The following is a 25,471-nucleotide window of genomic DNA, read 5'->3' on the forward strand; positions in this document are numbered from 1 at the left end:
TGATGCGGCCCGACGGGCTTCCGCTGCGCCAGCGGACACGCCCCCACACCGCACGAGTCTTTCGTGCTGCCTGGGGGTACATCCGTGGCCGTTTTCCGGCACTCGGCGGAAAGCCTGGTCCAGTTGGTGTCCGAGTCGGTGCCCGAACGCATCCTCAGTGATGTGATCGCGGAGAACCTGCGCGCCACCCAAGGCATCAATCCGGGCAAGGGCGAGCGTAGATCCTGGGACCGCAGCATCCCGATCTTGGCCCGAGACCTGGTCGAAGCCGGGCTCGGTGGCGTCGAGATGCTCATCGAGTACCAACTGCCGTTAACCAGCAAGCGGGCGGACGTCATCCTCGCCGGACGGGACCGGCGCACGGGAGCCGACTCCTACCTGATCGTCGAGCTCAAGCAGTGGAGCCAGGCCGAGTTGTACGAGGACGACGCTGAGCTCGTCCTGGTGTCCGGCATGGGCCCGCGCCCTAAGCTTCACCCAGTCGTGCAGGTGCGGAGCTACTGCGAATACCTGGCTGACTTCGTCGGAGCCCTGGAGCAGCATCGGAACGCGGTGCGTGGTGTGGCTTACCTGCACAACGCCAGCGACCCGGACATCCACGATCTCTATGACCACGTCGAGGACGAACGCACCCGGCTCTTCAGCAAGACCCGCCGCGGTCAGTTCGTCGACTACCTCAAGGCGCAGTTCGCGCCTGAGCCCGGGGCTGCCGCGGCCGATCGCCTGCTGTCCAGTTCCATCCGGCCGTCCAAGCAACTGCTCAAGGTCGCTGCGGGTGAGATCAAGAACCGCGACCAGTTCGTCCTGCTGGCCGAACAGCGGCTGGCCTACGAGATGGTCCTTCACGCGGTTGAAAAGGCTCGAGCGAGCAATTCGAAGCAGGTAGTGATCATCACCGGCGGTCCTGGCTCCGGGAAGAGCGTCATCGCGCTCTCCCTGCTCGGCGAACTCTCCGACCGTGGATACTCGGCCCTACATGCCACCGGATCACGCTCCTTCACCGAGACGATGAGGCGTGTCGTCGCCAAGGGGTCGACCCGGATGAAGGCGATGTTCAAGTACTTCAACAACTTCATGACCGCCAAGCCCAACGAACTGGATGTCCTGATCTGTGACGAAGCCCACCGCATTCGCGAGACCTCGGCCAACAGGTTCACCAGGTCGGACCAGCGAACGGGCCGGCCGCAGTTGGATGAGCTGATCAACGCAGCGAGAGTGCCGGTCTTCCTGCTGGATGAGCATCAAGTGGTACGACCGGGCGAGATGGGCCGCGTCGCGGACATCACCACCTACGCCGAATCCTTCGGACTCGCCGTACATCAGGTCGATCTGGACGCACAGTTCCGCTGCGGCGGGAGCCGGAAGTACGAGGAGTGGGTGCTGCGTCTGCTGGGCTTGGACGGCGACTCACCAGAGGTTTGGAAGGGGGACGACCACTTCGTTGTATCCCTTACCGAATCTCCATACGAGTTGGAGGCCATGCTGCGAGCCCGGCTTCAGGCGGGGTATTCAGCACGGATGACAGCCGGGTTCTGCTGGCCCTGGAGCAGTCCGAACGAGGATGACAGCCTGGTCGCAGACGTCCGAATCGGTGACTGGGCGCGACCGTGGAACGTCAAGGGCGACAGGGCCGTGGGGAACGCGCCGGCTAGCGCCTTGTGGGCCTCGGCACCCGGTGGCTTCGAGCAGGTGGGATGCGTCTACACCGCGCAGGGCTTCGAGTACGACTGGAACGGCGTGATCTTCGGCCCGGACCTCGTCTATCGCGACGGCAGGCTGGTCACTGTTCGCAGCGCCAGCAAGGACCCGGCGCTGATGCGGAGGGGAGTTAGTGACGAACAGGCGGACCGGTTGATCCGCAACACCTACAAGGTGCTGCTGACCCGCGGCATGATGGGCACCGCCGTGTACTCGGTCGATCCGGCGACGCAAGAGTTCCTCTCGGGACTGCTGGAAGCGCAAATATGAGCGACCGGGCAGAGTACGAACCTGCCCAGTACCCGCTGCAGCACCTTCATCCGCTTTGTCGGTGACGGGCTCTAGCCCTCCTGCACAGAGAAGACTGGAGGGCAAGGATGGACACTGCTGGCCTGCTGAATCCGGTCAAGTTGTGGGCAGCAGCGGAAGTCCTCACCCGCCCAAGCCCGGTGCCGAGCACTGCAGGCATCTATGGGTGGTACTTCACCCAGCCTCCACATCCGAACCTGCCCGCTGATCGTCTCCTCTACGTGGGGATCGCTCCCCGCCGCATGGCGACCCGCGCCAGCAGGCAGAATCTCCGGACCAGGGTGCGGTATCACTTCCGCGGCAACGCTGAAGGCTCAACTCTGCGGCTCAGCCGCGGTTGCCTGCTCGGGCTTGAGCTCCGACGGGTAGGCAGCGGGAAGCGGGTGACTTTCGGCCAGGCCGGCGACGAAGGGCCTCACGGAGTGGATGCTGAACCTGCGGCACCCGCTTTAGGAGAGCGGTGATCCCTAGGAGGTTTGGACACTGTGAGCTGCGAGAACGCCTGGCAGCGCTGCAGGAGTGGGAAAATCATCCCGTGGATGTCCCGCAGCGAGGTGAGGACGCTATCCGGTGGCAAACACCGGACCCGGTTAGGCGCGCAAGGGGTGGCGGGAATGGCGTTGGCTCGTCGCAAGGGTGGTCAGGGGTGGAACAGACAGCGAGGTAAGGGCCTGGGCTATCTCCGGCGCCCCAGCTACATCCCGCCGCCCTTGCGGGTGGGAGCCAGCCACGCGCTGTACTCGGCATACTGGCGCAGTTCGTAGTGGAATTTGTCCGAGGGAGCCGACTTTAGTAGGTTTCCGAGCTGGTTGAGAAGCTCACGTCCTCTGTTCCGGTTACGGACGCTGCGTGCTTGCCCAAGCGCCGTGATCACTTTTGCGGCGGATTCGCGGATGCGCATCTCCTCTCGGCGGTCGAGTTGAGCGGTCGGCTGATCATCGGAGGCAAAGGTCGTAAGCGCCTGTCGCATCTCCGGTGGAGCGGTCTCTTCTTGATCATCTTTGATCGCAGGTTGCTTCGCGGACACCCGTGGATAGGTGTCAACTTGGGGAGTGAGCAGCGGGCTTTGTATCGCTGGAGCGAGTGCCAGCCCACCGGAATCAATGATCCATTGAGGTGTTAGCCGCTCGGGATCTACATCAGCTCGTACCGAGGCCGGCCCCAGAATTTGATACTGCTGGTCGACAGCCAGCTCCGCGTAGGCGCCCGGAAGTACGACAACGGCATCACTGATGACGGTTCCAGCAGACGTCCGCACCTCGGCCATGAGCGACTGACCGTCCCTCTCGCCATCACCTAGCCAGGGACGCGTCTTTGTTTCCTTCGGAGTGATCAGAAGTCCGGACACATCGAGAGGGAAACCGACAGCTGTGCGCTCGTCTCCATCACTCAATTGACGGGCGCCAACTGAGCATGTGTGAGAACGGCGAACACGATCAATGTCAGCGGTGGAGATTCCGGATCGCGTCAGCCGCCAACCGGAGATGGCCTCCCATTCGACCGGCTGCCCCGGGAATTGGGCTGCGACGAAGATCCTTCGAGTGCCTGCTTGGGTCTCGCAGCGAATGCGTAAGGCATACCCGTCTCGATCGAGCGCGGCATACGACGCACGGGACTTCATGCCGAAGATCCACTGCACGGCTCGCCCTTCGACGCGGAGCTGCCTGTCCCGGTCCGACCAGCTGTACTCGTCACCGACGAGTTGGACGGCGACCAGAGGAAGCTGTCTGGGCGGGGCGACGATTAGTGCCGTGCAGCCTCCGCCTGAGGCGAAGTCGCTCTCGATGACAGGGGTTTCGGCGGGATTCATGCCGCGGCTCTTGAGCCACTTCGACAGCTCCTGATGGATATAAAGGTGATCGGCAGAGTCAACGCCAAGGTTGGCCCGTCGGCACGCGTGAGTGGCTCGGTCAGCGTGATGCGCGAAATGCGGGACCTTGACCTGGCCGATCCGGTCCATCAATTGCTTGCCGCAGCCGCCCAGGTGCGTTCCGCACCAAAACGTATTGCCCATGCGATCATGGTGTACGCGGAACTGGAGAGCTTCAGTTCGGTCGAGGGGCATAAGGATCGGGTCGTAGGAGACCGGTCCGCCAAGAACGGCAGTCTGGACTCTTCGGGTATCTTCCTGCACGCGAACATCACCTCGCACTTGCGCTGAAAATATCGCATGGGAACCCTGAATGGAACGCATCCTCCGTCGGTCCGATTGGGTTCACCGCGGCGGGGACGGGTGAAGCCAGTCACCGTGTCCACTGCGACCAGCTGCACATCATCATGACCTCGGTCTGCGGGTGTCGGGACGACCCCCTGAAGCAGGACGTTCTACACCAGCCAATCGGACGTAGAGATCGACGTCATCGGACTGAGCAGTCAAGTTTGCTGGGGTAACGAAGAAGTACTTGGCCGACGTCCCTCCTAGCCGCCGTTACACGATCACCATGCCGACCGCACTCCACCGCCGCGTTGACATGGGAAGAACCGGCGATGAGGGGTCCACGACATCACCTGGAAGAACCGGTTGATCCCAGACACTCCGCCGCCTGGTTGCTCCAAGCTCTTCCAGTCCTTGCATGACGTAGGGAAGCACCGTGGGTCGTGCCTACTGCGCATGTGGTGACGGCTTGATTGGTATGGATGGCTTCAGATGGTGGAGCCATTTTTCGACCAGTCCGGCTTGAGTAGGGGAGAGACCTGCGGGAGGCTCGGTCCGGAGTTTGGCGCGCAGCTGTGCTCGTGTTAGGGATAGAGCAAAGTCCTGGATCTCCTGAGCTCCTGCGATGCGGCTGGTGAAGACGTCATAGAGAAAACCCGCGTTTGGATTTTCCAACAGATGCCTGCCGGTGAGGGTCAGGCTCATATGCCCGTTTTCGATGTCGACGAGGCCGAGGGAGACTAGAACGCGCGACCGCCGACGTGCCTCGTCGGAGCGCGTGATGGTTGGGAAGTGCTGCTTGAAGCTGGCGATGTAGTCGTCCCAGGTCGGCTGGCCGTCGGCGAGTGAGGTCATGGTGACGATGGAATCCAGGAGGCAGCTGTCGCGGTCTGAAGGCATCTTTCCGATGTAGTAGCGGCGTTGAGTGCTATTAGATAGCTGCGAGGGGATGATCTGAGTGGTGCTCTCGGCCCTACCCGTGATGCTTGCCAGGGCGTTCAGGTCGAGGGAAAGGAGCGAGAGGCGCGAGGCCTGGACTCCAATTCCGTGTTCTGTGAGCAGGTCGGCTAGCAGGCGACCGTCGATGAGGTGGATGGGAGTGAGACGGTCGCTCAATGCCTCACGAGGAGCGTCTTTCGTATACTTCCCGGTCGTGACGATGATGCCTTGGGTTCCGGGTGGAAGTGTGCCTCGGAGTTCCCTCACCTCCTTGACTGTTACCGGCTTTGTCCAGCGCTTAACCTGGATGGAGGCTGGGACCGTCATCACGCCGCCTCCGACGAGTGTGGCGTGCACATCGACGCCACCATCCCTGGAGTGCCTAGTGACCACCGCCTCCTCGTACTTCATCGCGGTGAACAGTGCTGCAACGATGTGCTCGAAAACCTCTGGAGGTACTTCTCTCAGCTGATCTAGCAGCTGCTTTTTTACCTGTTCGTTCTCTTGCTCGATGACCTGTTCAGCCTTGTTTCCTGGTGGGCGGAGGCGCACGGAACGGCCTGACATGGAGAAGCGCTGTCGATAGCCGCGGGCGGAGCGCAATCTGTCATCCCGCAATAGCGCCTCCAGCAACTGCTCCTCCTCGAGAGTGCTGTTGGCCGTCTGTGCATCACCTAGCTCCTTCAAGATGCGCTCTAGCTCAAGCGGGGCCGCCGTTGTGCTTTCGGAGGATGTTGTGAACGCGGTGCGCGGTGAGTTGTCCAGGTGTGTCGAGGAGCGCTGCGGCGGGATCCAACGAAGAATGGGGGGTTTTCTGCGGCATTGTTCGTATGCTTCCTGTTGCGTGTGACAATTCCAGACAAGATGCATGCTCGCTAGACGGCAGGAGTGGCGACGATAGATTTTGTCTATGACTAGGGGTCGCGCGTAACCTTTATGGAATACGCGCCTCTTTGGAGATCTTTCAGGTTTGCCGGTGCTCATCACCCCATGTGATTTCTGGGGCGACGAGATGAAGCGAAATACGGTGCAGAGCTCTGGCCTGACTGCTTGATGGTCCGGTCAGGCCAGAGCTGAGCGAGTCCTACAGGACGTCCTTGACCTTGCCCAGTAGGGAGTCGAGGAACATGCCCCAGTAGTCGCGAAGCTGCTCGTACTGCTCGTGGGGGTCCTCGTGCATGGCCTCTGCCCTGCCGTACGCGATGAGGAGGAGGGTGAGCGCTTCGATGGCGCGGCGTGAGGTCTTGATGGCCTGTTCAGGGCTGACAGATGCGGCATTGGCGTGGGCTATGCCCGAGAGCGGCTCCCACATCTCCCGATAGAACCGGTGACGTGTGTTGAGCCGGATGATCACTTTGCCCCCGACATGCTGGACATCCATGAACTGCTTGCCAGGAAAATTGACCGATTCGATGACGAACGGCAGTTCCTGCACCTGCGCGGTGTAGTTGGCCTTGGCCTGGTCATCGGCGTCCGCACCGAGAACGTCCAGTGCCAGGACCTCGAATGCCTGCTGTGGTTCGATATCGGTTTTCGCCTGAGGAGTGGGAAGCGTGCGAGCGGCTTCGGCTGCGGCCTGGGTGATCTCGCGGTGCTCACCTGCGTGGTCTTTGCGTTCCCGAGCCACCTCACCCCAGCGCTCCTCGAGCCGGTCTCGAGCCGTCTTGACGTGGCGCTTGAGAGCGATGCGAAGCTTGTCCCGTAGCTCGTCGTGCGGTTCGAAGCCGCGCTTGACGTTTCGGACGCCAAAATAGGAGTCGAGTTCAGGGGTAAAAGACACCTCGATGCCGATGAAGCGGTCCGGGTCGTCCACACGACGACCGAAGATCATGGGGACGTTCGTGTAACTGATCTCCCGATCCATCCGCATGAAGCTAATACAGCCCTCGTTCTCCGGGATGCGCAGCTTCTTGGCGAGGTCGTCACCGCCGAGGCCCCGCTTGCGGGTAGCGGCCCTGGGGTAGAGCGTAACGGTCAGGTACGCGGTGTGGTTGCCGATCTTGATGGGCTCCCTAGCAATTAGTTCTGCCTCGAAGTCGGATTCGGAGATCTTGAGGCCGAGCTGTGGCCCTTCCCCCGTGTGGTAATAGTCGCGGAGCTGCTGTTCTGCCCAGGTGTCGCGCATCATGAAGAGGGGGTCGTGCGCGAGCAAGTTCTTGCCGTTGATCTCGATGTTGCGGCCGTCGTTGAGGAAGACGCGGAATATTCGTGAGATCTCTTTTTCTGCTTCCAAGCGGAGGCTGTTGAAGTCCTTGGCGCGGCGGCCTTCTTCGAGTCGGTCGACCTTCGACCAGATGACCAGTGTTCCGGTTCCCTTTGGCAGAACGTCACCGAAGTCGTTGGGGACTGGCTTCACATCAGGGTCGTCGACGCCGATGGTCGATCCGTTCCCGTTCTGTTCGTCTGTGATCGCCTCGTCGAGGTCAAAGTACACGTGCTGCCACGGCTCGTTGGCGTCTGTTCGTGACCAGACCTCGATGCGCTTGCCGAAGTTCAAGGCGGCGAGCTTAGCCCCGACACCGTACTTCCCGATCGTGTCGGTGCGCATGTATCGGGTGGAGTATCCGATTTGCAAGTAGTGATGGAGAGTGTGTGTGTCCATGCCGGTACCGTCATCAGAGAACACGATGCGGTGGACGTGGCTCTTCTTGGAGCGACCTGCCGGCGGTGCCTCATCCATGCGGACAAGGATGTTGTTCGCTCCTGCTTCGAGCGAGTTGTCGATCACTTCACCGATGGCGGCGGCGAGGCTGTAGCCCGAGTCGCGTAGCGATTGAAGCGCTTGTCCGGTGAGGACTACAGGGATTTTGGCCACTTTCTTCTCCTTTGAGAGATTAGGCGGATGCTCCGCTGCTGTTGCTATTGTCGCGGTTGATCGCCCTGGCTAATGCCTTATCTGTATTAGGTGCGCAGAACGGGCAGTTGATTGCGGAATTAGTCGGCAGGGCCGGGTGGATCTTGTTGATGAGTTGGTTGTGATGCCGGTGGAATAAGTGCGCTTCAAGGACGTATGCGTGCTGGACGGTCGGCGTGAACTCCCACGTCACGTGTGTGGCAGCTCGAAGGTGGTTGTGCCTGGACAGCCGTTGGCGCAGGCAATGATCGGATCGGCCGACGTATACCGGTGTGTCGCCTTGGAGCAGCATGTATACACCTATGCTTCGCTCTGGTAACAAGGCGTTGATGACTGTCGGAATGAAGCGGAATGCAAGGCGTCTGACGGAGGCGCTAGTCAGATGTACGCTTCCGTCGGCGATGGATGTGAGCATAGGGATTAGGCGGCTTCGCCGAGCCAGGCGCCCAGCTGCTTGCGAAGGGCGGCGACACACCGGTAGGCGGTAGCACGGGAGATCCCTGACGTGACGGCGGCCTCGGCGGGCCGCTCGGTTTCGGCAAGACTCTCGAGAAAGGACGGGCCGAAGCTCCCAAGCTCAGCTGCGCCTGCCTTCAGATGTCGCCAGAGCGCGTTGCCCTCTGCCTCGTCTTCGACTTTGTCGCAGGGCTCCCTGACATCGATCCCTTCGTCAGCGAGGACGATGTCGAGCTGGCCGGTGTAGCGGGTCCAGGCGATGTGCCCGCGCCGCTTCGAGCGGTAGAAGACGTACTGTGCATTGCGAAGCACGTCCCAGTACAGGCGCTCAGGATCTTGTTGGCCGCGGCCTTCGCTGAGGGCCAGATCCATCGCGCGCTCGATAATGTGTTCCCGGTCCGACCCGGGGGTGACGTGCGTTAGATCGCCCTGAAGCCTGGCGATAACAGTCCAACGCATGTCCATGGACGTACTACTGACCATGGGGGTCCTCTCTGGTGCCCGGCAGCTCCTTTGGCTCACCCGGCCCAACATGAAGTTGTGTTCGCTGTTCCTTTGGCTTCCGTGGCCCAACGGGTCCGCGGAAACATCAGCTAGAGGTCACGGTACAGCACCGCACTGACATTCGCGTGGTGCTTTCGCGCCCTCAACCATTACGGCACCGCATGTTCCGCAAGCGTCTCACCAGCCGGCGCGGGACTGTAGGAAGAACGGCTCCAGCACCAATGCGGTGGTGACAGAGTGCGCGGGCTGGCAGGTGACCTTGATGTGCTTAGAAGATCTTAAAGATGCTGCTTACGCACTTGGCTGACGTGGTTCTCGAGCGTGTGATCGCGCAATATCCAGTCGTGCGTGTGCGGGCCCGGACACGGTCGGGGGCGGTGTCCTGCCCAGGGTGTGGGGCACTGCCGCGGCGTGTGCATGCCTACCATAAGCGGCGTGGCGGATGTGCGGTCAGCAGCTACACCGTGGTCGTCGACTTGCGAATACGCCGATTGATGTGCGAAATCCAGGGATGTATGCGGCGAACGTTCTGTGAGCAGGTTCTGCAGGTGGCGGCCCGTTACGCCCGCCGTACCATGGGGCTGGCCGCGCTGATCGTGGACCTGGCGGTGGTGCTGGACAGCCGCGCCGGCGCGGCTGTGCTGTCTCGCCTGGCGGTGAAGGTCTTGCGGACTACGGTGATGCGATTGCTGATGGCCGTTCCCGTCACGGCCGGGTTGGTGCCGGCGCTGCTGAGCGCGGGCGACTTCGCGCTGCGGCGCAGGAACCGCAATGCGACCCTTCATCGATGCGGTCACCCACCGCCGGGTCGATGTGTTACCCGATCGCAAGGCGTTTACGTGGATCGCGTGGCTGCGCGAGCATCCCGGTGTCCAGGTCGTGAGACGTGACCGGATCAGCCGCCTACGCCGAAGCCGTCCGCCAGGGCGCCGGATGCGGTGCAGGTCGCCGACCGGTGGCGTCTGTCGCACGGTCTGGCCGTTGCGGTGGAGAAGACCGTAGCCGCCCACAGCCGCTGATGGCACACCGGATCACCCCGCCGCAAGGTGCTCGCGGAACGGACCCGCCGCAAGCATGCGCAGGTCCACACCCTCCGCGACCAGGGGCTCGGGTTGTGAGTGCGCCCAGCGCCTGGGCTGGGTTCACTCACGGTCAAACGTTATGTCCGCGCCGCCTCGGCAGACGATCTTCTGCGTCCGCCCAAGTACGATGCCACCCTGGTCGATCCTTACCGTGAGCATCTGCGCCGCCGCCTCACCGAGGAGCCCAGTGTGCCGGTCACTCATCTGCTGGCCGAGATCCGCGAGTGTGATTACCCGGGCAGCAGCGAGTGGTGGGCCTTCTGCGGCATGGTTTGTATGGTGCCAGTCTGGTCCGAGAACCGAAGACAAGACGCAGGAGCCATGAGTGAGCCGGAGGGAATCGAACCGATCAGGTGTGCTGGAGTAGTTCACAGCGCAGCAATGAGTGGGCGTCGCTGAAGCCTGGGCCCCGAGCGCTAGCTTGAGACCCAGGCAGGTGACCTATTGGGCAGGTTCTTCACGGAGACAATCGATGAGATTAAGCTGCAGCAATCGAAATCAGGTCACTTATGCTTTTGAGGTTTCGGCGAGCGGCCAGGTGTCCAATCCCACGATGCAAGTGAATCGTGAGGGTTCGAGCGATAGCCTCGTCTGTGGGCTCTTCTCCGTCGGCCAGGCATCGCTGCTTTAGAAGAGCTAGATAGATAGGGCCATAGGTGCCTGCGAAAACTTTCCAGCTCATCTCGACGTTGGAATCCGTAACGATGTCTTTTACCAGAGGAGTGGATGCATCCTGCAGAGAAAGGGCGAGAGCCCAGCGGCAAAGAATGTTCCAGTTTTTGATGCCGGTGACTCGCTTCAGCTTGACCAGCTGGTCCTTGGCTGGCTGGGAGAGGCGGACGCTGTCAAGCGACATGGGGTGCTCCTGCAGTCCACCAGTAACCGGGCTCCACAGTGGTGGTGAACGTCGTGTCGTCGTGGACCAGGGTGTAGGTGTGAGCTATGGATGGGCGTAGCTTGCTGAAGAGGTATTCGTCGATCTCTTCGTCGGTGGACAGCAGCAGCACCTGGTGGCTTGCGTGGGGGAAGTAGCGCTGTACAAGGTGCTCGCGGTGTCGGCTGTCGAGCCGTCCCAGCGGTGTGTCGATGACGCTGGGCAGGTGGTTTCCCGCTACGCGCGCGAGACCCCATAGGAGGGACACGGCGAGAAGCTGGCGTTCACCCGCACTTAGCCGGGCTGGGTCAAGCTCGTTGTCGTCAGGACCTACCAGGGTGATCATGAACTTCTCGATGTCGATACGCAGATCACTTACCAGGCCGTTTTTGCGCATAAGGCGATTGAAGCTGTCGAGGACTGCGACTTCGAGGCGACTGATGTGCCTTTGCAGGAGCGCTTCGCCGAACTTTTCCAGAGTGCTGCGCATCCGATCTGCGTACGTAATGATCCGGGCTGCGTGCTCCGTCTCAGCGACTTTTTGAGCCCGCCCTTTGTAGGCGCGCTCGCGATCAGCGTTCAGCAGATCGATCCGACGCAGAACCGTGTCCCGCTCTTCGTCAAGGCGCTGAAGCGCTCCTACAAGGAGCGTGACATGGTCACGAGCGTTATCTCGAGCGACGATACGCTCAGCGATAGTCTGTTTATCAGGTACCCCGGCCAGTTTCCGTTCGACTAGGTTTAGACGCTCCCGGAGTCTCATTGCTTCAGCGACAAGCTCTCGGGCGCGCGCGGCTTCTCCCTGAAGGACTTCCTTGATCGAAGCTAGCTGGGTGAGGGCATCGGAGGGGAAGTTCAGGACACGAGGAATCTCCGCGTCTACAGCGCGCTCCCGCCGGTCCTCATTGAGAAAGCGTTCGATCGCAGCAAGCCCGTCGGCAGGGATAACGTTGGAGATACTGCTGAGAAGCTGGTGATCTCGCTGGCTCAACGTATCAAGCACCTGGGCGGCCTGCATGGCGGCATGCTCTTTGTCCACCTGCTGCTTTACAGACGTTATCTGCTCAGATAGCAGTAGTAGTGGCAGCGGGCCTGCAGCCGTGTTAGATGCAAGGCTGTCACTGACATTTTTGAGCTGTTCTCTAAGCTGGTTTTCTTCGGCTTCTAGCTCTGCTCGCTGTTCGTACAGGCTGCCGCCTGCACTGGCGAAGGACTCGTCAGCCTTGTCGAAAATATCTTGTGCCTGAAGAATCTGTTCGCTGAGCCCAGCCTGCTTTTGCTTGATGTCGGCGGAAACCTGGCGTGCTTCCTCAATCTGCTTCTCAAGGTCGTGGATCTTTTTGAGGATTTGCTTGTCCTCTTCTGAGATCTTTTGGCGACGCTGAAGGGCAAGCAGATCGGTCCGTAGTTGCTCAACCGTATTCACACCGAGCAGAGCATAAACAGCTGATTCGATGACTGGAGCTGCTCGATCTGGATCGGCGAGCGACTCGATCTTCTCGCCATCGAAGAAGAACAGGGAGGGCCGCCTCAAGGGGAAGCAGGTCTTCGATGTGATCGGCCCAGTTATCGCTGATGACGAGGTCGAGTTCCCCGTTGATCAAGACAGTGAGGAACTCCCGGACGGTCTTGCCGTTCACTTCCCAACTGCGACGTACCTTGTAGAGGCGCTCTTCGCCCTCAACGATTGTAGAAAACTCAAGAACGATATGGGCATGCTTAGGATCAGCTTGGCGATTGATGCTTTCACGCAGATAATTTTCGTAGGAGCGATTGCCCCTTCCGCTGGTCCGTGCCCGGGCTCCATAGAGCACTAGCTGGATGGCATCAAGCAGCGTAGTTTTCCCGCAGCCATTGAGTCCGCCAATCAAAATGATCGGACGGCCTGGTCTTGTCTTGAGATTTAGAAACTGCTCACCCTGGTAAGCGCCGAAGTCTGTGAGCGTGATTTTATGCAGGAGCATCAGTGGTGTCTTCGCTAAAGATGGGAAGCTGAGGAACTTCCTTGGCCTTACGCATCCGATGGGCGTACTCGGTTGCGTCATCGATGTCATCGTAGTAGCCGCGTCGGATGGTCTTCTCCAGCTCTTCGAACAAACCGGAGCGGCGAGTCATAGTGCGGAACTTGCGCTCCACAGCCAAGAGCTCACGCAGAGTGGAGAAGTGAAGCTCGTCATCTCCGCAAACCTCACGAAGCAGTGCAATCTCATCACCTGCGAGTGCTAGGTGCTCATCGAGTGGCTTGCCAGGGAACGGCTCGCCAGTTACCTCTTCATAGATGCGCGGCAGCGAGTCTTCAACCTCATGCTTCTCGAACACCCAAAGCCGCCGGATCTCGTGGAGCTCATCCATCGTGATCAGCTCGATGCCGCGGACGCTCTCGGGAGTGTTTTCGTTCTTGCGGATCCAGGTCTGTGCATCGAGAAGCCTACGCAGCCAGTGTTCCCGTGAAGCCTGGGTGTAGGGGCCGTGCACGATGCGGTCGTTGAACAGTTGGATGGCGCCGTTCATCTTGCGCCAGTCACGCAGGTGACGGTCATCAGCGACATCGAGCTCGTTGCGTAGTTCGAGGAGCGGGAGCATCCACTCCTTCTCCTCATCGTTTTGGATCATCGCGGACATGGACTTGTCTTGATCGACAAGTGTGCAGGTCCAACATCCAAAGCGGCTGTCACCACAGGATGGCGTGGTGTCGTCTACTACGAGCGGACACTCCCCATCGCTGGAAGCCCCTTGGTACATGGTGAGCAGGTCTTTGTTCTCGTGACCCCAGGCATTGGGGTACTGCATGAGGAACGTCCAGACCTCATCGTTAGACCAGTCCTCGATCGGGCTGTACACCAGCGAGTTTGGCAGGTTCCCGTTGGGGGACAGGCGGTCACGAACGCGTCGCTTCTCATGCTTGGCCATCACCTTGGCGCGTACCTGGCTTTCCGCCTTGCGGATCCCGAGCACCAAAATCGTCTCACCGTGCTCCCGCACAACGTTGCGGATGAAGGAGTTCGACGGCCGGATCTTCAAGCGTTCGGTACACCACCGAAACTTCGGGCGCGGAGCGGGGTAGCCCTTACCGATCAAGCCTACCCAGAAGGAGTCCTTGGTCGCTGGGGTGAGCCGGTGCGGCGTGATCGGCAATCCTTTGGCCTCCGCCGCCTTACGCATCGCCTCCAGCGACTGGGTCACCCAGCTGGCCACGATCGGATTTTCCACCAGAGTGTCAGTGGAGATCACGTGGACGGGCTTGGTGCGCTTGTCCTCCGGGAGGCCCTCAAGGGCGAACCACACCAGCTGAAGGATCGCGGTGGAGTCCTTGCCGCCGCTGTAGCCCACCACCCATGGAACTTCGTCCGCCTGGTAGAGCTCGCGGATCTCTTCGGTCAGTTCAGTAATCGTAGCTGCGAGGCCGCCGCGTTCCTTGAACGGGATGTTGCGACGCTGTGGGATGCCCAGTGGGATGCTCATCGCTCTCCTCGCAGGTAGTTCGCTTCCACGTTGTGTTCTTCCGGCCCCAACGCAAGACCGAGTTTCTGTCGTAGATAATTCACTGTCAGTACGACATTTTGGTGGTTCTTGGAGACGCGGCCTCCGACGATGGCGCGTCCCTCCCAGTCAGGGTTGGAGCGCGACCAGTCGACCTTGGCCAAGGGGTCCAACCTGGGCTGCCACGCTGTTTGTTCCATGGACTGGCGCAGGAGTGTGTTGCCGAGCCGTCCGAGTGCGTGCAAGGCGATGCCGTGACTGTGGAGGTACTGCCGACGTACGTCGGCCGCAGTCATCTTCCGTTGCCGGACAAGCTGCCACTCTGGGATCAACTCATCGATGGCTTCCCAGTAGGCACCTGCCAGGTCGGCGGCATGAGCGTCACTGTGGATCTCGATGCCTTGAAGGAGAGCCGTGGTCGCGTAGTACAGCGCACTGAGTGTGAAGAGCTTGCTGGATCGAGCTGAGAGCGTGCTGCGTTCCATCTCCACGAAGCCGCGGAGCGCTGGCGACTTCAGCGCCAGCAAGCGTGTGATCTTGGCTAGCTCATCACGGTGGTCGTAGAGCACACCGATGGATCGGGCGGGCCGTATTGCGTGCCGGTTGAGGTCAGCGAACATCTGCTGGCTGCGTGCGAGTCCGGCGTCGTGGAAGAAGACGACCGCGATGGTCTCATCGCCCAGGTCAGGGTTTTGCTCCAGCGCAGTTTCGATCGCTGCGCGGCGATGTTGTCCGTCGTTGATTAGAAAACGGGCTGACATCGGGATGTGTACCTGGCCGATCCTCAAGCCGGGGCCTTGCTCAGCGATAGGCGCAAAGCGCATGTGCCCATCGACTGAGGCGGTCAGAGCGCTGAAGACATAGTCATCGGGGTTGTCGACGATGTAGGAGGAGAGCGCTGGAATCCGTCCCTTATTGAGGACACGTTGAGCCCGCAGCTCCGGATCAAGATCATCCTCGTCAAACAAGAAGATCTTCGGGATGAGGCGGAGGGGACACATCGACACGTAGAACTCACGTCGCGCTTGGACGCCGCGGATCGCTGGGAAGACGTACTCAAAGCCCGACGCTGGGGTGGGTGAGGACAGCGATGAGGGATGTGACTCCACTAGCCTCACGGTAGCGTATGTGTACGTTAACTCTCTCACGTACGTACGTGAGAGGCATCGCTGGTAGAGGAGCGCGTGGGTAGATGGCGGTATACCTGGACTCAGCAGCGACCGCACGCGTCGATCCCCGCGTGGCTGAGGTTGTGCTGCACTGGATGACCGAAGATTTCGGTAACGCTGGCAGCCGCACCCACGACTGGGGTACCCGTGCCAAGCGAGCCGTGCAGCAGGCACGAGAGCAGCTTGCTAGCCAGCTGAACGCGAGCTCTTCGGAGCTGATCTTCACGTCAGGCGCTACGGAGAGCAACAACATTGCTCTCCTGGGACTAGCCCCCCAGGGTGAGCGTCAGAATCGCCGTCACATCATCACCTCCGCGATCGAGCACAAGGCGGTTCTTGAGCCTCTGGAGCATCTAGCATCGCGCGGGTTCGATGTTGACGTCATCGCCCCGGGTCCTTCCGGGCGCGTCAGCGTCGATGCTGTTCGAGAGCGCTTGCGTGACGACACCCTCCTGGTGTCCCTCATGCACGTCAATAATGAGACAGGTGTCATCCAGCCGGTCGCCGAACTGGCTAACTTCCTGCGTTCGACCGCAACGTACCTGCATGTCGATGCGGCGCAGGGCTTTGGCAAGCTCACTGAGGATCTCACCGCACCGATCGACATGATTAGCATTAGCGGCCACAAGATCGGTGCCCCTAAGGGGGTAGGAGGCTTGCTGATCCGTCGGCGTGGACGCGACACCGTTCCCTTGACTCCATTGATGTTTGGAGGCGGACAGGAGCGCAAGCTTCGCCCTGGCACGCTGCCGGTGCCGCTCATTGTCGGCCTCGCCAAAGCAGCTGAGATCTTCGACAAGGAGCACAAAAGCTGGTGGAGCGAGGCGGAGGCTGTCCGTTCACGCCTTGTCCAGGCACTTCGCAAGACAAACGTCCACTTCAATGGAGACCAGGAACATGTGATGCCCCACATCCTCAACGTCTCCTTCGAAGGTGTAGACGCAGAGGCCTTGATCGTCCAGTTGAAGGACCTCGCGGCAGTCTCCACTGGTTCTGCCTGCACCAGCGCTTCGTACACGCCCAGCCATGTCCTGCGTGGTATGGGGCTGCCCGACAGCATCGCCGCCAACGGCTTGCGACTGTCCTGGTTCCCCGACCAAGCTAAGGATCTCGACGTTGACGAGCTGGTTAACGAGATTGTGGAGTTTCAAGCCGGCGTTGCCCACACCCACTGATCAGGAGGTGCGTGCTGAGCTTGTTCCGCTTTGACGGACACCATCGTTGTGGTGCTCAGGCTGCTGCGGCGGCCTCGTAGTCCGCGGGGCTACGGTAGCCCAGACTGCTGTGCAGTCGGTGCAGGTTGTACCAGCTCTCGATGAACTCGAAGATCGCGCTGCAGGCGGCAGAGCGGGTAGGCGAGGGCTGCTCGTCAAGGAGTTCGCCCTTGAGCGTGGCGAAGAACGACTCGGCCAGCGCGTTGTCCCAGCACTGGCCGGTACGCCCAACCGACAGCCGCACCCCGAGCCGTCCGGCCAGGGTGCTGTAGGCGGCGCTGGTGTATTGACAGCCACGGTCCGAGTGAAAGATCACCGACCCGGTAGGGCGACGGCGTGCACACGCCTGGCGCAGGGCCTCAGCGACCAGGTCGGTGCGCAAGTGATCGGCGGTCGCCCAGCCGACGACCCGGCGAGAGGCGATATCGATGACGGTGGCCAGATATAGCCAGCCCTCCCCAGTGGCGATGTACGTAATGTCGCCGCACCAGCGTGTATCGAGCCCGGCCGCATCAGGGGCGAAGTCACGGACGATCAAGTCCGGCCGGGCGCCGGCGCTCGGATCGGGGATGGTGGTCTGCTGCCGACGGCCCTGGTACCGTCCTGCCAGGCCGAGCACGCGCATCAGCCGGGCCACCCGCCGCCGTCCGCACCGCTGGCCGTCTCGCTGCAGTTGCGCGTGCACCCGCGGCGCACCGTAGCTGCCCCGCGAGCGCGCGGGTACCTCGGTGATGCGTGCGGCCAGCTCCGCGTCGCGCACGGCACGCAGCCCAGGCACGCCGCTGCGGCGCGCGTAGAAGGCGGTACGGGAGACTCCCAGCAGCTCACACGCCCGCTTGACGTTGTGGCCGCTCTGCTTCTCCGCCTCGATGAACGGATCCACGCTCACCGGGTTTCCCTCACGAAGAAAGCCGTCGCCCGCTTGAGAACGTCGACGTCCTCACGCAGCCGCCGGTTCTCCCTCCGCAACGCTTCCAGCTCTTGGCGCTCACTGCTGGTCAGCCCCTCGCGCTGGCCGGCGTCCACTTCGGCCTGGCGAATCCATTGGCGCACCGCGGTCTCGGTCAGATCAAAGTCCTTGGCCACCTGACCGACCGAACGGTCACCGCGCCCGCACAGCTCGACGATCTCGGCCTTGAACTCCGGCGTGAACGAGCGGCGAGGACGCGGCTTCTTCTTCCCCATGCTCTCCATCATGGACATCCTTCCGGGGACAAACCCCTGATCTCGGATGTCCGTCAAAGCGGATCAAGCCCAGTGCGTCGTCGCACTAGACGATGTCCTTGTAGTTCACGATCACAGCGTTGTAGCTCCGATGTCCAGCCCTCCTCGTTTCCAATGACGTGGGGGTTCGCATACAAGCCCGCCCGTACCTCCGCTTGTGTTAGCCGACGGTACTTCGGAGCGTCGGGATCATCTGCGGCTAAGAACTCATGCTTGCGGTGGAGCAACGGCCGGTTCAGCGCGTCCTCATACGAGGTGAACGACTCCTTCAACGTTGTCAGATCTACTCCGTATGACGAGCGCAGCCGGGGATGGGGATCGGTATCGAAATGGGGGTAATCGAGCCAGCTTGCTGCTCGTCCCTCATGTCGCAGCTTGAGGATCGTCCACGATGTCGGTCGTCCAGCAGCGATCGATGCGCAGTGCTCGTACAGTCGAAGGATGATGGGCATCCGTTCGACTGCTCGTCTGTGCACGTACAGGGCGGTTGGAGTCAGCTTTCCCACTGAAGAGGCGCGCATCGCACCGTGTACGTAGGAGTCATCCCGTAGCTTCAATAGCAAGCGATCGGCGCGACGGCAGGCTTCCTTATAGGTGCTAAAGAACGCTCGTATGTTGAGCTGGATTGGTAGAGGCAAGCTGCTATACGGCCCGCGACCGTCGAACAGTTCAACTGCGAGGAACAGAAGTGTTGACAAGGTCGACCGCTTGGCTCCCTCGTGCACCTTTTCGGGATCAGCTGACATCTTCACAATGCGCTGTAGCTCTGTGGTTCGCAGATGCGCCAGCAGCCCCACAAATTCAGAAGGTATCTCTTCAAGTTTAGGCAGCCGGCCAGACCGCTCCGCGTAATCCACAACAGCGGCAACTGCCGTCCCGGGATCCTCTGGTGTCAGCCAGTTGGCGTGGGGAATGATTTTGCGCGCGAGGTAGGTAAGACGGGTTTCGTTGCTTCTAAATGCGTAAATGATGCCTGGCGCGGCAGAGACGCAACGTACTCCCGTCGCATCCTCAACGTATGAGCGCAGCTCAGCTGGGCTGAATAGCCGCTGAAACGTTCGACGGCGAGTCAGAACGCCGTCACTGAACTGCTCGCCCTGAACCTTAGCTCTTTCCCATGTGAGACGGCTAGATACCACAAGCACCGTACGAGTGAGAGCCCAGGCATCTTGAAGCGATTTTCGACGCTCTTCAGGATTCTCGATGACGTTTAAGACATATGTCAGAAGAACGACGTCAGCAGTACCCGGCGGATCTTCTGGATGGTAGAACGGGTCCCACGCTGCAACACTGTAATTCATTGAGCGTAGGTTCCGGGCGTCATCACCTCTGCCGCTTCCATAGTCTAGCACCGCTGTATCGCGAGTAATCTGCGCATCTAGCAGAGCCTGACGTGCGCCTATGGAAAGAGATGTGCGGCTTATGGCTGTCAACCTGCGGTCACTATTCCACTTTGACACTGTTCGCTACTTAGCTTCTGTCGCCTCTTAGTCGTTGGATTGGAAGAATTGTGACACTTAACCTTTTATTGGCCTCTGGTGGCCTGTTCCAGCAGTAGCGGAGCACTCTTCTAGCCCTGCATAAGTATAGCAAAGAGGGAGCTCATCAAATAACTAAGCTATGTATAAGCCAATAGAACTCAACTAGCGCCATTCGCGCAACTTGCGTTAAGCACATTTTCCAGCAATCCACAGGCAGACATCCTGCTGGATTTGCCCTTTCCGTTTAGCGAGGGGTGCAACCTTAGGACTAGTTAGGCTCTGGCGGTTACCGCCACCGACCCGGCCTGGGGCAGCCATATTGACCCCACCACATAGCGCCCTACACCCGATCTGCCTTGATCGCTCCGTGCTTGAGGACATATGGAGAAGGTCCATCGTCTTTTGCTGCCTCTGACAGAAGCATGAGAACCCCGGCCATCACGTTCTTATCGAGACCGAATCGGCGATGCTCCTCGATCAGGCCCTGATCGAGGTACCGCTCATAGAGACGTTCGGCACCATGCTGCCGATCCAGAGCGCTCCTTGCCTGCCGGAGCTAGGAAGAGCACCAAGGATGAAGACTGCTCCTCAGGGAGCAAGCTCACTCCTGAGTAGTGATAGTCCGACGATCAGGCTCCCTCTGTATCAACTACTCTGGACGTCCGGATAACTGTCCTAGTCATCCTCATCATAGTAGTTACTTCCAATTACCTCTGCCCAGTCTTCCACTGCCGCGAGCTCCTCCGCTTGCATTAGCTGCACAAGGAGACCGCGCATCGCCGTTACGGCGAGGGGACGATTACGGGCATTACCTGGAGCGGGAACCCAAATATGAGTTTGCCCTCGAAACTCTCTTAACTCAGGATTACCGTCTATGGGCGCCGAGGTCCAAGCTTCGCCGAGGACGGACTCGTCAAAGTCCCAACACACTAGCCAGTCGATTGAGTTCGGGTTCTTTCGCCAATCGGTGGCGGAAGCATCAAGTTCGCCAAGTATCGAATCGCCTTGGCTTTTGAACTCACCTATCGCTAGGCGGCGGTAGCCTCCGTCGACACGGGCGGCGAATCCCTGATTTATAAGTGTTTCACTGAAGGGGCCACTAGGCGCCAGATCCTCATTGATGCCCCATCGATAGCTGAACTGGAAATCGTACCTATCGCGAAGAGAACACCTCAGTACCCTCATTTCGCCGAAGTGGCGAGCCCCGAGTAGCTCGCCGAACGTAAGCATGACCCGGGCTTCGCCAGAGCCAGAGGCTGCCCAAACAAGCATATTCGTGAAAGGAGGATCCTGGCTCAGCTCCGCTATCACATTTCGCCATAGTTTGCGTTGCCACTTGTGGAGGGCGGGGCCGGTGAGGATTGGCTGACCGGCGGGAATGGTCTTTTTTCGGACCGCGTCGTATGTGCGCGCGAAATCCTTAGCTGCTTTGGGAATCGAAGTGCGTTGGTCCATGGTATGCCGACGCCCTAAAGTAGCGCGTGCTGTCTCGGCCAGCACAATGCCTCGGTATGCTGCATTAGTGCTCAAAGGCGGAAGGGCTACCGACTCGCTTTTCATGCCGCCAGACAGTGCGAGGTAGATTCCTCTCGGAATGAGAGGAGCTTCCTCTCCGCTTTCCGTTAGATGGTTGACCAGTCTGTTAGCACTCCTGTCTTCGATAGTGGCCATGGTTGGTTTGCTAGCCTGTATTTCGGCTGCTATAAGGTAGATATTGTTACCCGACTTCTCCCTTCCCACGCAGTAGACACTCTTGCCCGGCTGCATACCAGAGTCCACAAATTGCTTTAGATCTTGGCACAGCTCTGATCGCAGGTAACTAAGCCGCAGATAGTCGTACGGAACGCTTACGGTCGTTAGATCTGGGCCACGCTTCAACCTCAGAGTGATCTTGATATCAGTGCGCCGCAGACAATGATACGCGGGATGAAGTACGTAGTCATTGACCTGGCCGATAGGAGTGTAAAGGCGAAGAGAGTTTGACCACTGCTCAGCACTCCCCTCGCTTATTAGCTTCTGTAGGAGACCATCGGGCTGTACCGCCGGCAGCGCAACTCTTATCGCGGTTCCACTCTCTCCAGATAGTTCGGGAAGTCCAAGGCTACCGACGTCCGAAGCCTCGAATGACCTGATCACGGGAGTGACTGACGGATCAGCTCTGAACGATGCGAAATTTTCAAATTTGAGGCCCTTAGGCTCCGTCCCCGATACTTTCGTGACGACCTCAACTCGGTCGCACAGGCCTAGAATTGCAGAGAGCCCCCAGCCGTGAGATCCGCGAATCCCGCGGCGACGCCTTTCGTCCTGCCGCCGCTTCGTTGATCCCTTATGACGGAAAGCCATCAATGGATCGGATATACCAGTTCCGCTGTCAACGACTGTCAGCTGATAAGGATTACTCAGATCAAGATCTATGCTTAGCTGCGCCCAGCTTGTCGGCAGATTGACCACTTGCTCAATTGCATTAGGCTCCAATCCCAAGTTGGCGATTAGGACCTCAGCCCACCTCCGACGGCGAGGCTCGATCGAGGCCGCACTGGCCTGCCAGACAGCTTGAGGACTAACTCCAGAAGATCGATCGGGAAAGGCCTCATAGTCTGACTGGATCAGATCATCAACTGTCTTGTTCCAGCCAGCAATAGACGATGGATGGGACGAATCTATTGCCAATTTTGCACAAATCGAGCGGTATCGTCGTTCGTCCATCGCATCAAGAGCATTCTGGAGAAGCTCTACCAATAGGTCGATCTCTGAGTATTCCTTCAGGCTGTCTTCTAGGTCGCTTCTTATGTCTTCACGAAGGGCGCTATCATTGTCTTCATGTGGAATCTTTAGCTGTGTAAGCTCAATCTCGGCCAATTGACTCTCCTCTGGAAGCTGGCACCGATCACTTTATTTGCTCTGGAGGCCTTCACTATCGGTATGTCACCATAGTCCGCATTTTGTGCGGCAAGTCCCTGTGAAGGAGGCCGCCGCCCCCCGTGTCTGTCCTACAGACACGTACACCCTCTGATGACGTGAAGGCAAGATCTGCGGGCCTCGTTGGCATGCTGAGTCCCTTTTATCCTGGTAACGGCCTTCTTCGAAGAGCTGCAGTACGAGGATCGCCTGTGCGAGGGCGGTCGTGCGGTTCGGGTGCAGGGCTTGACTACTTCTGCTGGATCGAAGACGGAAAGATCCAGTTCGGGTTCATGCACGAGGAAGACTGCTCAGAGGAGGTGCTGGACGAACTCGTAGAGTCCATGGAGCGGATCGACTCCGTCTACCCACCGCCCGTCGACCTCCACGAAGGGCCGGCGTTCCTCTTGACCGAGCACCTCACCGGGACCACGCTGATGCCGCAGCGGCTGCAGGAGTCCACCTACCTGTGCGGAGTCGTTCCCGAACGGAGGTGAGCAGAACCCGCCGTGCGAGCCCCCGCGGGTTGGCATCGGCCAGTGGATCACTGAGCCTTTTTCATCCTGACGCCGCAGCTCATCGGGGGGTCTGGCGAGGAGCACTGCTAGGCAGGCCACCGGCGACCCGCTCAGTCTGAGCTGTCCCCATGTGACTGTGCTCGGGACGCCCGGCACGTGGGACGAAGTGGCTCAGTGAACGTCGCTGGTCCCGGTGTCAGGCCGCGCCCTCGATGCAATCTCCGTCACGTTCGCAGGAGAGGAGGCGGCGGCCAACACGGTACGGCGCAAGCGGGCGATCTTTCATCACTTGCTGGAACGAGCCGTGGAACAGAAGGTCTTCGCGTTCAACCCTCTGGGCACGATCAAGTGGAAGCCGCCGAAGGCGGTTACTGCTGTCGACCCTCGGACCGTCGTCAATCCCACGCAAGCGAAGGAGCTGTTGAACGCTGTTCCTCGGGTCGGTCGCACTCGTGGTGTCCGGCTCAAGGCAATGTTCGCCTGCATCTATTACGCGGGTCTTCGGCCTGAGGAGGCAGCGGATCTGCGGGTGAAGAACTGCACCCTGCCGGAGTCGGGGTGGGGGCTGATCGTGCTCGAGAAGGCGCGACCGCAGGGCACCAAGCGATGGACCAACTCGGGCGAGACGCACGAGTCCCGCAGCCTCAAGCACCGGGCGAAGAAGGAAACGCGGGAGATTCCGATCCCGCCGGCGTTGGTCGCCATCCTCCGCGACCACATCAAGGCGTACGGCACAGCGGAGGACGGCCGGCTGTTCCGCACATCCAGGGGAGGCTCCTACTCCAGTTCGGCGTACTCCTACGTCTGGCAGGAAGCTCGGGCCCTTGCGTTCACCGAAGCGCAGGTGAACTCTCCGTTGGCCGCTCGGCCGTACGACCTTCGGCACGCTGCCCTGTCCCTGTGGCTGAATGCAGGCGTGCCGGCCGCGGAGGTCGCCCTTCGGGCGGGCAACAGTGTTGAGATCCTCAACAGGGTCTACGCCAAGTGCCTGGACGGCCAGCGAGAGACCATCAACGGAAAGATCAACAACGCTCTCGAAGAGTGACTCACAGCAGTGTGCACAGGGCCTCGGTGTCTCACCGGGGCCCTTCCTGCGTGCGGAGAATGCCCATGGCCTCGACGACGTCGGAGACCACGTGATCCGCTCCGTGGTCTGGTTCCGACTGTTCGCCGCGGTTGACCCAGATGGTTCGCAAGCCTGCTGCACGTCCGCCCGCGATGTCCGCCCCAAGGCGGTCGCCGATCATCCATCCGCCGGCGGCGAGTGTCAGCCCGCAACGCCGCGCCGCGACATCGAACAGTGCCGACTCTGGCTTACGAACACCCTCGGCGCCGGACAGCGCATAGCCGTCCACCACGTCGGCCAAGCCGGTGTGCTCGATCTTCCCGAGCTGGTTGTCGGCCGTTCCGTTGGTGATGATGGCCACCCGCCAACCCGCCTCCCGTAGCTCCGACAGCCCGGTCAGTACTTCAGGGCGGCAGTGGACGAGGAGTGGCATGCGGGCGCGGTAGGCGGCCCATAGCTCCTCGACGGGATCGGGCAGCCCAAAGCGTTCCCGTGTCCGCGCGAAGAAGGCCTCTCGATGCGGCAAGCCATCCTGGTCCAGAGCCATCAGCCAGTCGACAGCTTCCGCGTCGAGGCCGCGTTCTGCGACGAACTCCGTAGCCCACCGCGCGAACGCCGCGTCGAGATCAATGAGCGTGTTGTCAAGATCGAAGAGGGCTAGGCGCTGCACAGGCGCCTCGTAATCAGGGGCGCGAGCTGCTGAAACACGTTCAAGATCATCCCGCATATATCCCGCGATCACTGTCCTACGGCTGCCTACGGTGGCATACGGCTGCCTAGCAAGCAAAAGACCTGCGACTGAGAAGTCGCAGGTCAGGTGCCGAAATGACTGATCAACTGTGTGCCCCCGGCATGATTCGAACATGCGACACCCGCTTTAGGAGAGCGGTGCTCTATCCCCTGAGCTACGGAGGCGGACACGCATAAGCCTAGCGAAGTTCTGGCAGTGCGTGTGCCGCTGGGCGGGTCTGAGTTTTGTGGTGTCGGTCATGGGTGCTCTGAGCTGCGGTAAAGGCATGACAAGCGATCGCCTCCTCACTCCAGCCCCCTGGCTAACGTCGCCCCCGTGAAGAGAAGTCCACGTAAACAGTTGCGTAGGCGAGGGGCAGGACGTCCGGTGGTGCTGTGCGGGGCGTTGCTGGCGCCCGCGATTCTGGCCGGGGGACTCCTGGCCGCGCAGCTCACCGGGTACGACGCCGCCACGCTGGCTGCTGGCGCCCCGGACGGGGCGGTCGACGGTGACTCCGTCCGCCGGGCGCGGGCTGGCCAATACGCGGGGGCGGGCCAGAACGCGCCGGTGGGCGAGAGTGCGAACCAGGGCCAGGGCGAAACTGCGAGCTGGGGTGAGAGTGCTAGCTCGGGTGGGAGCGCTGGCCAGGGCCTGGGTGCGCATCTGGGGGAAGGCGTGCACCAGGGTGGAAGCGCGGATCCGGGCCACGGTGCGTACCTGAGCCACGGCGCGACCCTGAGGCATCGCCTGTCCGAAGGGGACGGCGCGCGGGTGGGTCACCTGGCCGGGGCTGAGCGTGGGAGGTCGTTCGCGCCGGTGT

At 60.6% G+C, this 25,471-nt stretch carries 21 protein-coding genes and 1 tRNA gene; 7 read left to right on the top strand and 15 right to left on the bottom strand.

Annotation, left to right across the window (positions count from 1 at the left end):
• The first annotated feature begins 84 nt into the window (after positions 1-84).
• Positions 85-1,968, top strand: a complete 1,884-nt coding sequence (locus FHR33_RS30360; RefSeq protein WP_312895783.1) for a DNA/RNA helicase domain-containing protein — start codon at positions 85-87, stop codon at positions 1,966-1,968.
• Between the two features lie 107 nt (positions 1,969-2,075).
• Positions 2,076-2,471 carry a GIY-YIG nuclease family protein gene (locus tag FHR33_RS53425; protein WP_350655238.1) on the top strand — a complete coding sequence of 132 codons (396 nt, stop codon included), beginning with the start codon at positions 2,076-2,078 and terminating at the stop codon, positions 2,469-2,471.
• 230 nt (positions 2,472-2,701) lie between these two features.
• On the opposite strand, the gene FHR33_RS30365 is transcribed toward FHR33_RS53425, so the two are convergent.
• Entirely contained in the window at positions 2,702-3,817 is a 1,116-nt protein-coding gene (locus FHR33_RS30365) for a hypothetical protein (protein ID WP_246452200.1), read from the bottom strand.
• Between the two features lie 45 nt (positions 3,818-3,862).
• Between FHR33_RS30365 and FHR33_RS50705 the strand changes: the two genes are divergently transcribed.
• Positions 3,863-4,168, top strand: a complete 306-nt coding sequence (locus FHR33_RS50705) for a hypothetical protein (RefSeq protein ID WP_246452212.1) — start codon at positions 3,863-3,865, stop codon at positions 4,166-4,168.
• Between the two features lie 441 nt (positions 4,169-4,609).
• Here the strand turns inward: FHR33_RS50705 and FHR33_RS30370 are convergent, their stop codons facing one another.
• The 3 genes from FHR33_RS30370 to FHR33_RS30380 form a co-directional block, all read right to left on the bottom strand.
• Entirely contained in the window at positions 4,610-5,788 is a 1,179-nt protein-coding gene (locus tag FHR33_RS30370) for a restriction endonuclease (protein ID WP_183654895.1), read from the bottom strand.
• A gap of 397 nt (positions 5,789-6,185) precedes the next feature.
• Positions 6,186-7,916 (bottom strand): ATP-binding protein, encoded by a 1,731-nt coding sequence (locus tag FHR33_RS30375; RefSeq protein WP_183654898.1) that lies wholly within the window; start codon positions 7,914-7,916, stop codon positions 6,186-6,188.
• Between the two features lie 459 nt (positions 7,917-8,375).
• Positions 8,376-8,783 carry a hypothetical protein gene (locus tag FHR33_RS30380; RefSeq protein ID WP_183654901.1) on the bottom strand — a complete coding sequence of 136 codons (408 nt, stop codon included), beginning with the start codon at positions 8,781-8,783 and terminating at the stop codon, positions 8,376-8,378.
• A gap of 596 nt (positions 8,784-9,379) precedes the next feature.
• Here FHR33_RS30380 and FHR33_RS30385 point away from each other — a divergent pair.
• On the top strand, positions 9,380-9,805 hold the full coding sequence (locus FHR33_RS30385; protein WP_183654904.1) for a hypothetical protein: 426 nt from the start codon (positions 9,380-9,382) through the stop codon (positions 9,803-9,805).
• Positions 9,806-10,475: 670 nt separating this feature from the next.
• On the opposite strand, the gene dndE is transcribed toward FHR33_RS30385, so the two are convergent.
• From dndE to dndB, 5 genes are read right to left on the bottom strand one after another with little or no spacing between them, the layout of a single operon-like run.
• Positions 10,476-10,853: a DNA sulfur modification protein DndE gene (gene dndE / locus FHR33_RS30390; protein WP_183654907.1), complete on the bottom strand. Its 378-nt coding sequence runs from the start codon at positions 10,851-10,853 to the stop codon at positions 10,476-10,478.
• Positions 10,843-12,390, bottom strand: coding sequence for a DNA sulfur modification protein DndD (gene dndD / locus FHR33_RS30395; RefSeq protein WP_246453206.1), 1,548 nt, complete (start codon positions 12,388-12,390; stop codon positions 10,843-10,845). The genes dndE and dndD overlap by 11 nt, the downstream gene beginning before the upstream one ends.
• Positions 12,284-12,835: an AAA family ATPase gene (locus FHR33_RS50710; RefSeq protein ID WP_246452214.1), complete on the bottom strand. Its 552-nt coding sequence runs from the start codon at positions 12,833-12,835 to the stop codon at positions 12,284-12,286. The genes dndD and FHR33_RS50710 overlap by 107 nt, the downstream gene beginning before the upstream one ends.
• Positions 12,822-14,333, bottom strand: a complete 1,512-nt coding sequence (gene dndC / locus FHR33_RS30400) for a DNA phosphorothioation system sulfurtransferase DndC (protein WP_183654910.1) — start codon at positions 14,331-14,333, stop codon at positions 12,822-12,824. The genes FHR33_RS50710 and dndC overlap by 14 nt, the downstream gene beginning before the upstream one ends.
• Positions 14,330-15,460, bottom strand: coding sequence for a DNA sulfur modification protein DndB (gene dndB, locus FHR33_RS30405; protein ID WP_312895784.1), 1,131 nt, complete (start codon positions 15,458-15,460; stop codon positions 14,330-14,332). The genes dndC and dndB overlap by 4 nt, the downstream gene beginning before the upstream one ends.
• A gap of 83 nt (positions 15,461-15,543) precedes the next feature.
• On the opposite strand from dndB, the gene dndA reads away from it, so the two are divergent.
• Entirely contained in the window at positions 15,544-16,695 is a 1,152-nt protein-coding gene (gene dndA / locus FHR33_RS30410) for a cysteine desulfurase DndA (RefSeq protein WP_183654913.1), read from the top strand.
• 55 nt (positions 16,696-16,750) lie between these two features.
• Here the strand turns inward: dndA and FHR33_RS30415 are convergent, their stop codons facing one another.
• The 4 genes from FHR33_RS30415 to FHR33_RS30430 form a co-directional block, all read right to left on the bottom strand.
• The gene (locus tag FHR33_RS30415) at positions 16,751-17,617 is read right to left on the bottom strand and encodes an IS3 family transposase (RefSeq protein WP_183654916.1); all 867 of its coding nucleotides are present in this window, start codon (positions 17,615-17,617) and stop codon (positions 16,751-16,753) included.
• Positions 17,618-17,619: 2 nt separating this feature from the next.
• Positions 17,620-17,919 carry a transposase gene (locus FHR33_RS30420; RefSeq protein ID WP_183654920.1) on the bottom strand — a complete coding sequence of 100 codons (300 nt, stop codon included), beginning with the start codon at positions 17,917-17,919 and terminating at the stop codon, positions 17,620-17,622.
• Positions 17,920-17,972: 53 nt separating this feature from the next.
• A complete protein-coding gene (locus tag FHR33_RS30425) occupies positions 17,973-19,418 on the bottom strand; it encodes a DNA phosphorothioation-associated putative methyltransferase (protein WP_183654923.1) in 1,446 nt (481 codons plus the stop codon).
• 696 nt (positions 19,419-20,114) lie between these two features.
• Entirely contained in the window at positions 20,115-22,298 is a 2,184-nt protein-coding gene (locus FHR33_RS30430; protein WP_183654926.1) for a hypothetical protein, read from the bottom strand.
• A gap of 188 nt (positions 22,299-22,486) precedes the next feature.
• On the opposite strand from FHR33_RS30430, the gene FHR33_RS51975 reads away from it, so the two are divergent.
• Together FHR33_RS51975 and FHR33_RS30440 are read left to right on the top strand one after the other, a co-directional pair.
• Positions 22,487-22,834, top strand: a complete 348-nt coding sequence (locus FHR33_RS51975) for a DUF6461 domain-containing protein (RefSeq protein WP_221242171.1) — start codon at positions 22,487-22,489, stop codon at positions 22,832-22,834.
• A gap of 214 nt (positions 22,835-23,048) precedes the next feature.
• Complete coding sequence (locus FHR33_RS30440) at positions 23,049-23,900, top strand: tyrosine-type recombinase/integrase (protein WP_312895785.1); 852 nt, start codon at positions 23,049-23,051, stop codon at positions 23,898-23,900.
• 31 nt (positions 23,901-23,931) lie between these two features.
• Here FHR33_RS30440 and FHR33_RS30445 read toward each other — a convergent pair whose 3' ends face one another.
• Positions 23,932-24,648, bottom strand: a complete 717-nt coding sequence (locus FHR33_RS30445) for an HAD family hydrolase (RefSeq protein ID WP_221241309.1) — start codon at positions 24,646-24,648, stop codon at positions 23,932-23,934.
• Positions 24,649-24,763: 115 nt separating this feature from the next.
• Positions 24,764-24,836 (bottom strand) — tRNA-Arg (locus tag FHR33_RS30450).
• Positions 24,837-25,471 lie beyond the last annotated feature (635 nt).

This window comes from Nonomuraea dietziae, assembly GCF_014195505.1.
GTDB lineage: Bacteria > Actinomycetota > Actinomycetes > Streptosporangiales > Streptosporangiaceae > Nonomuraea > Nonomuraea roseola.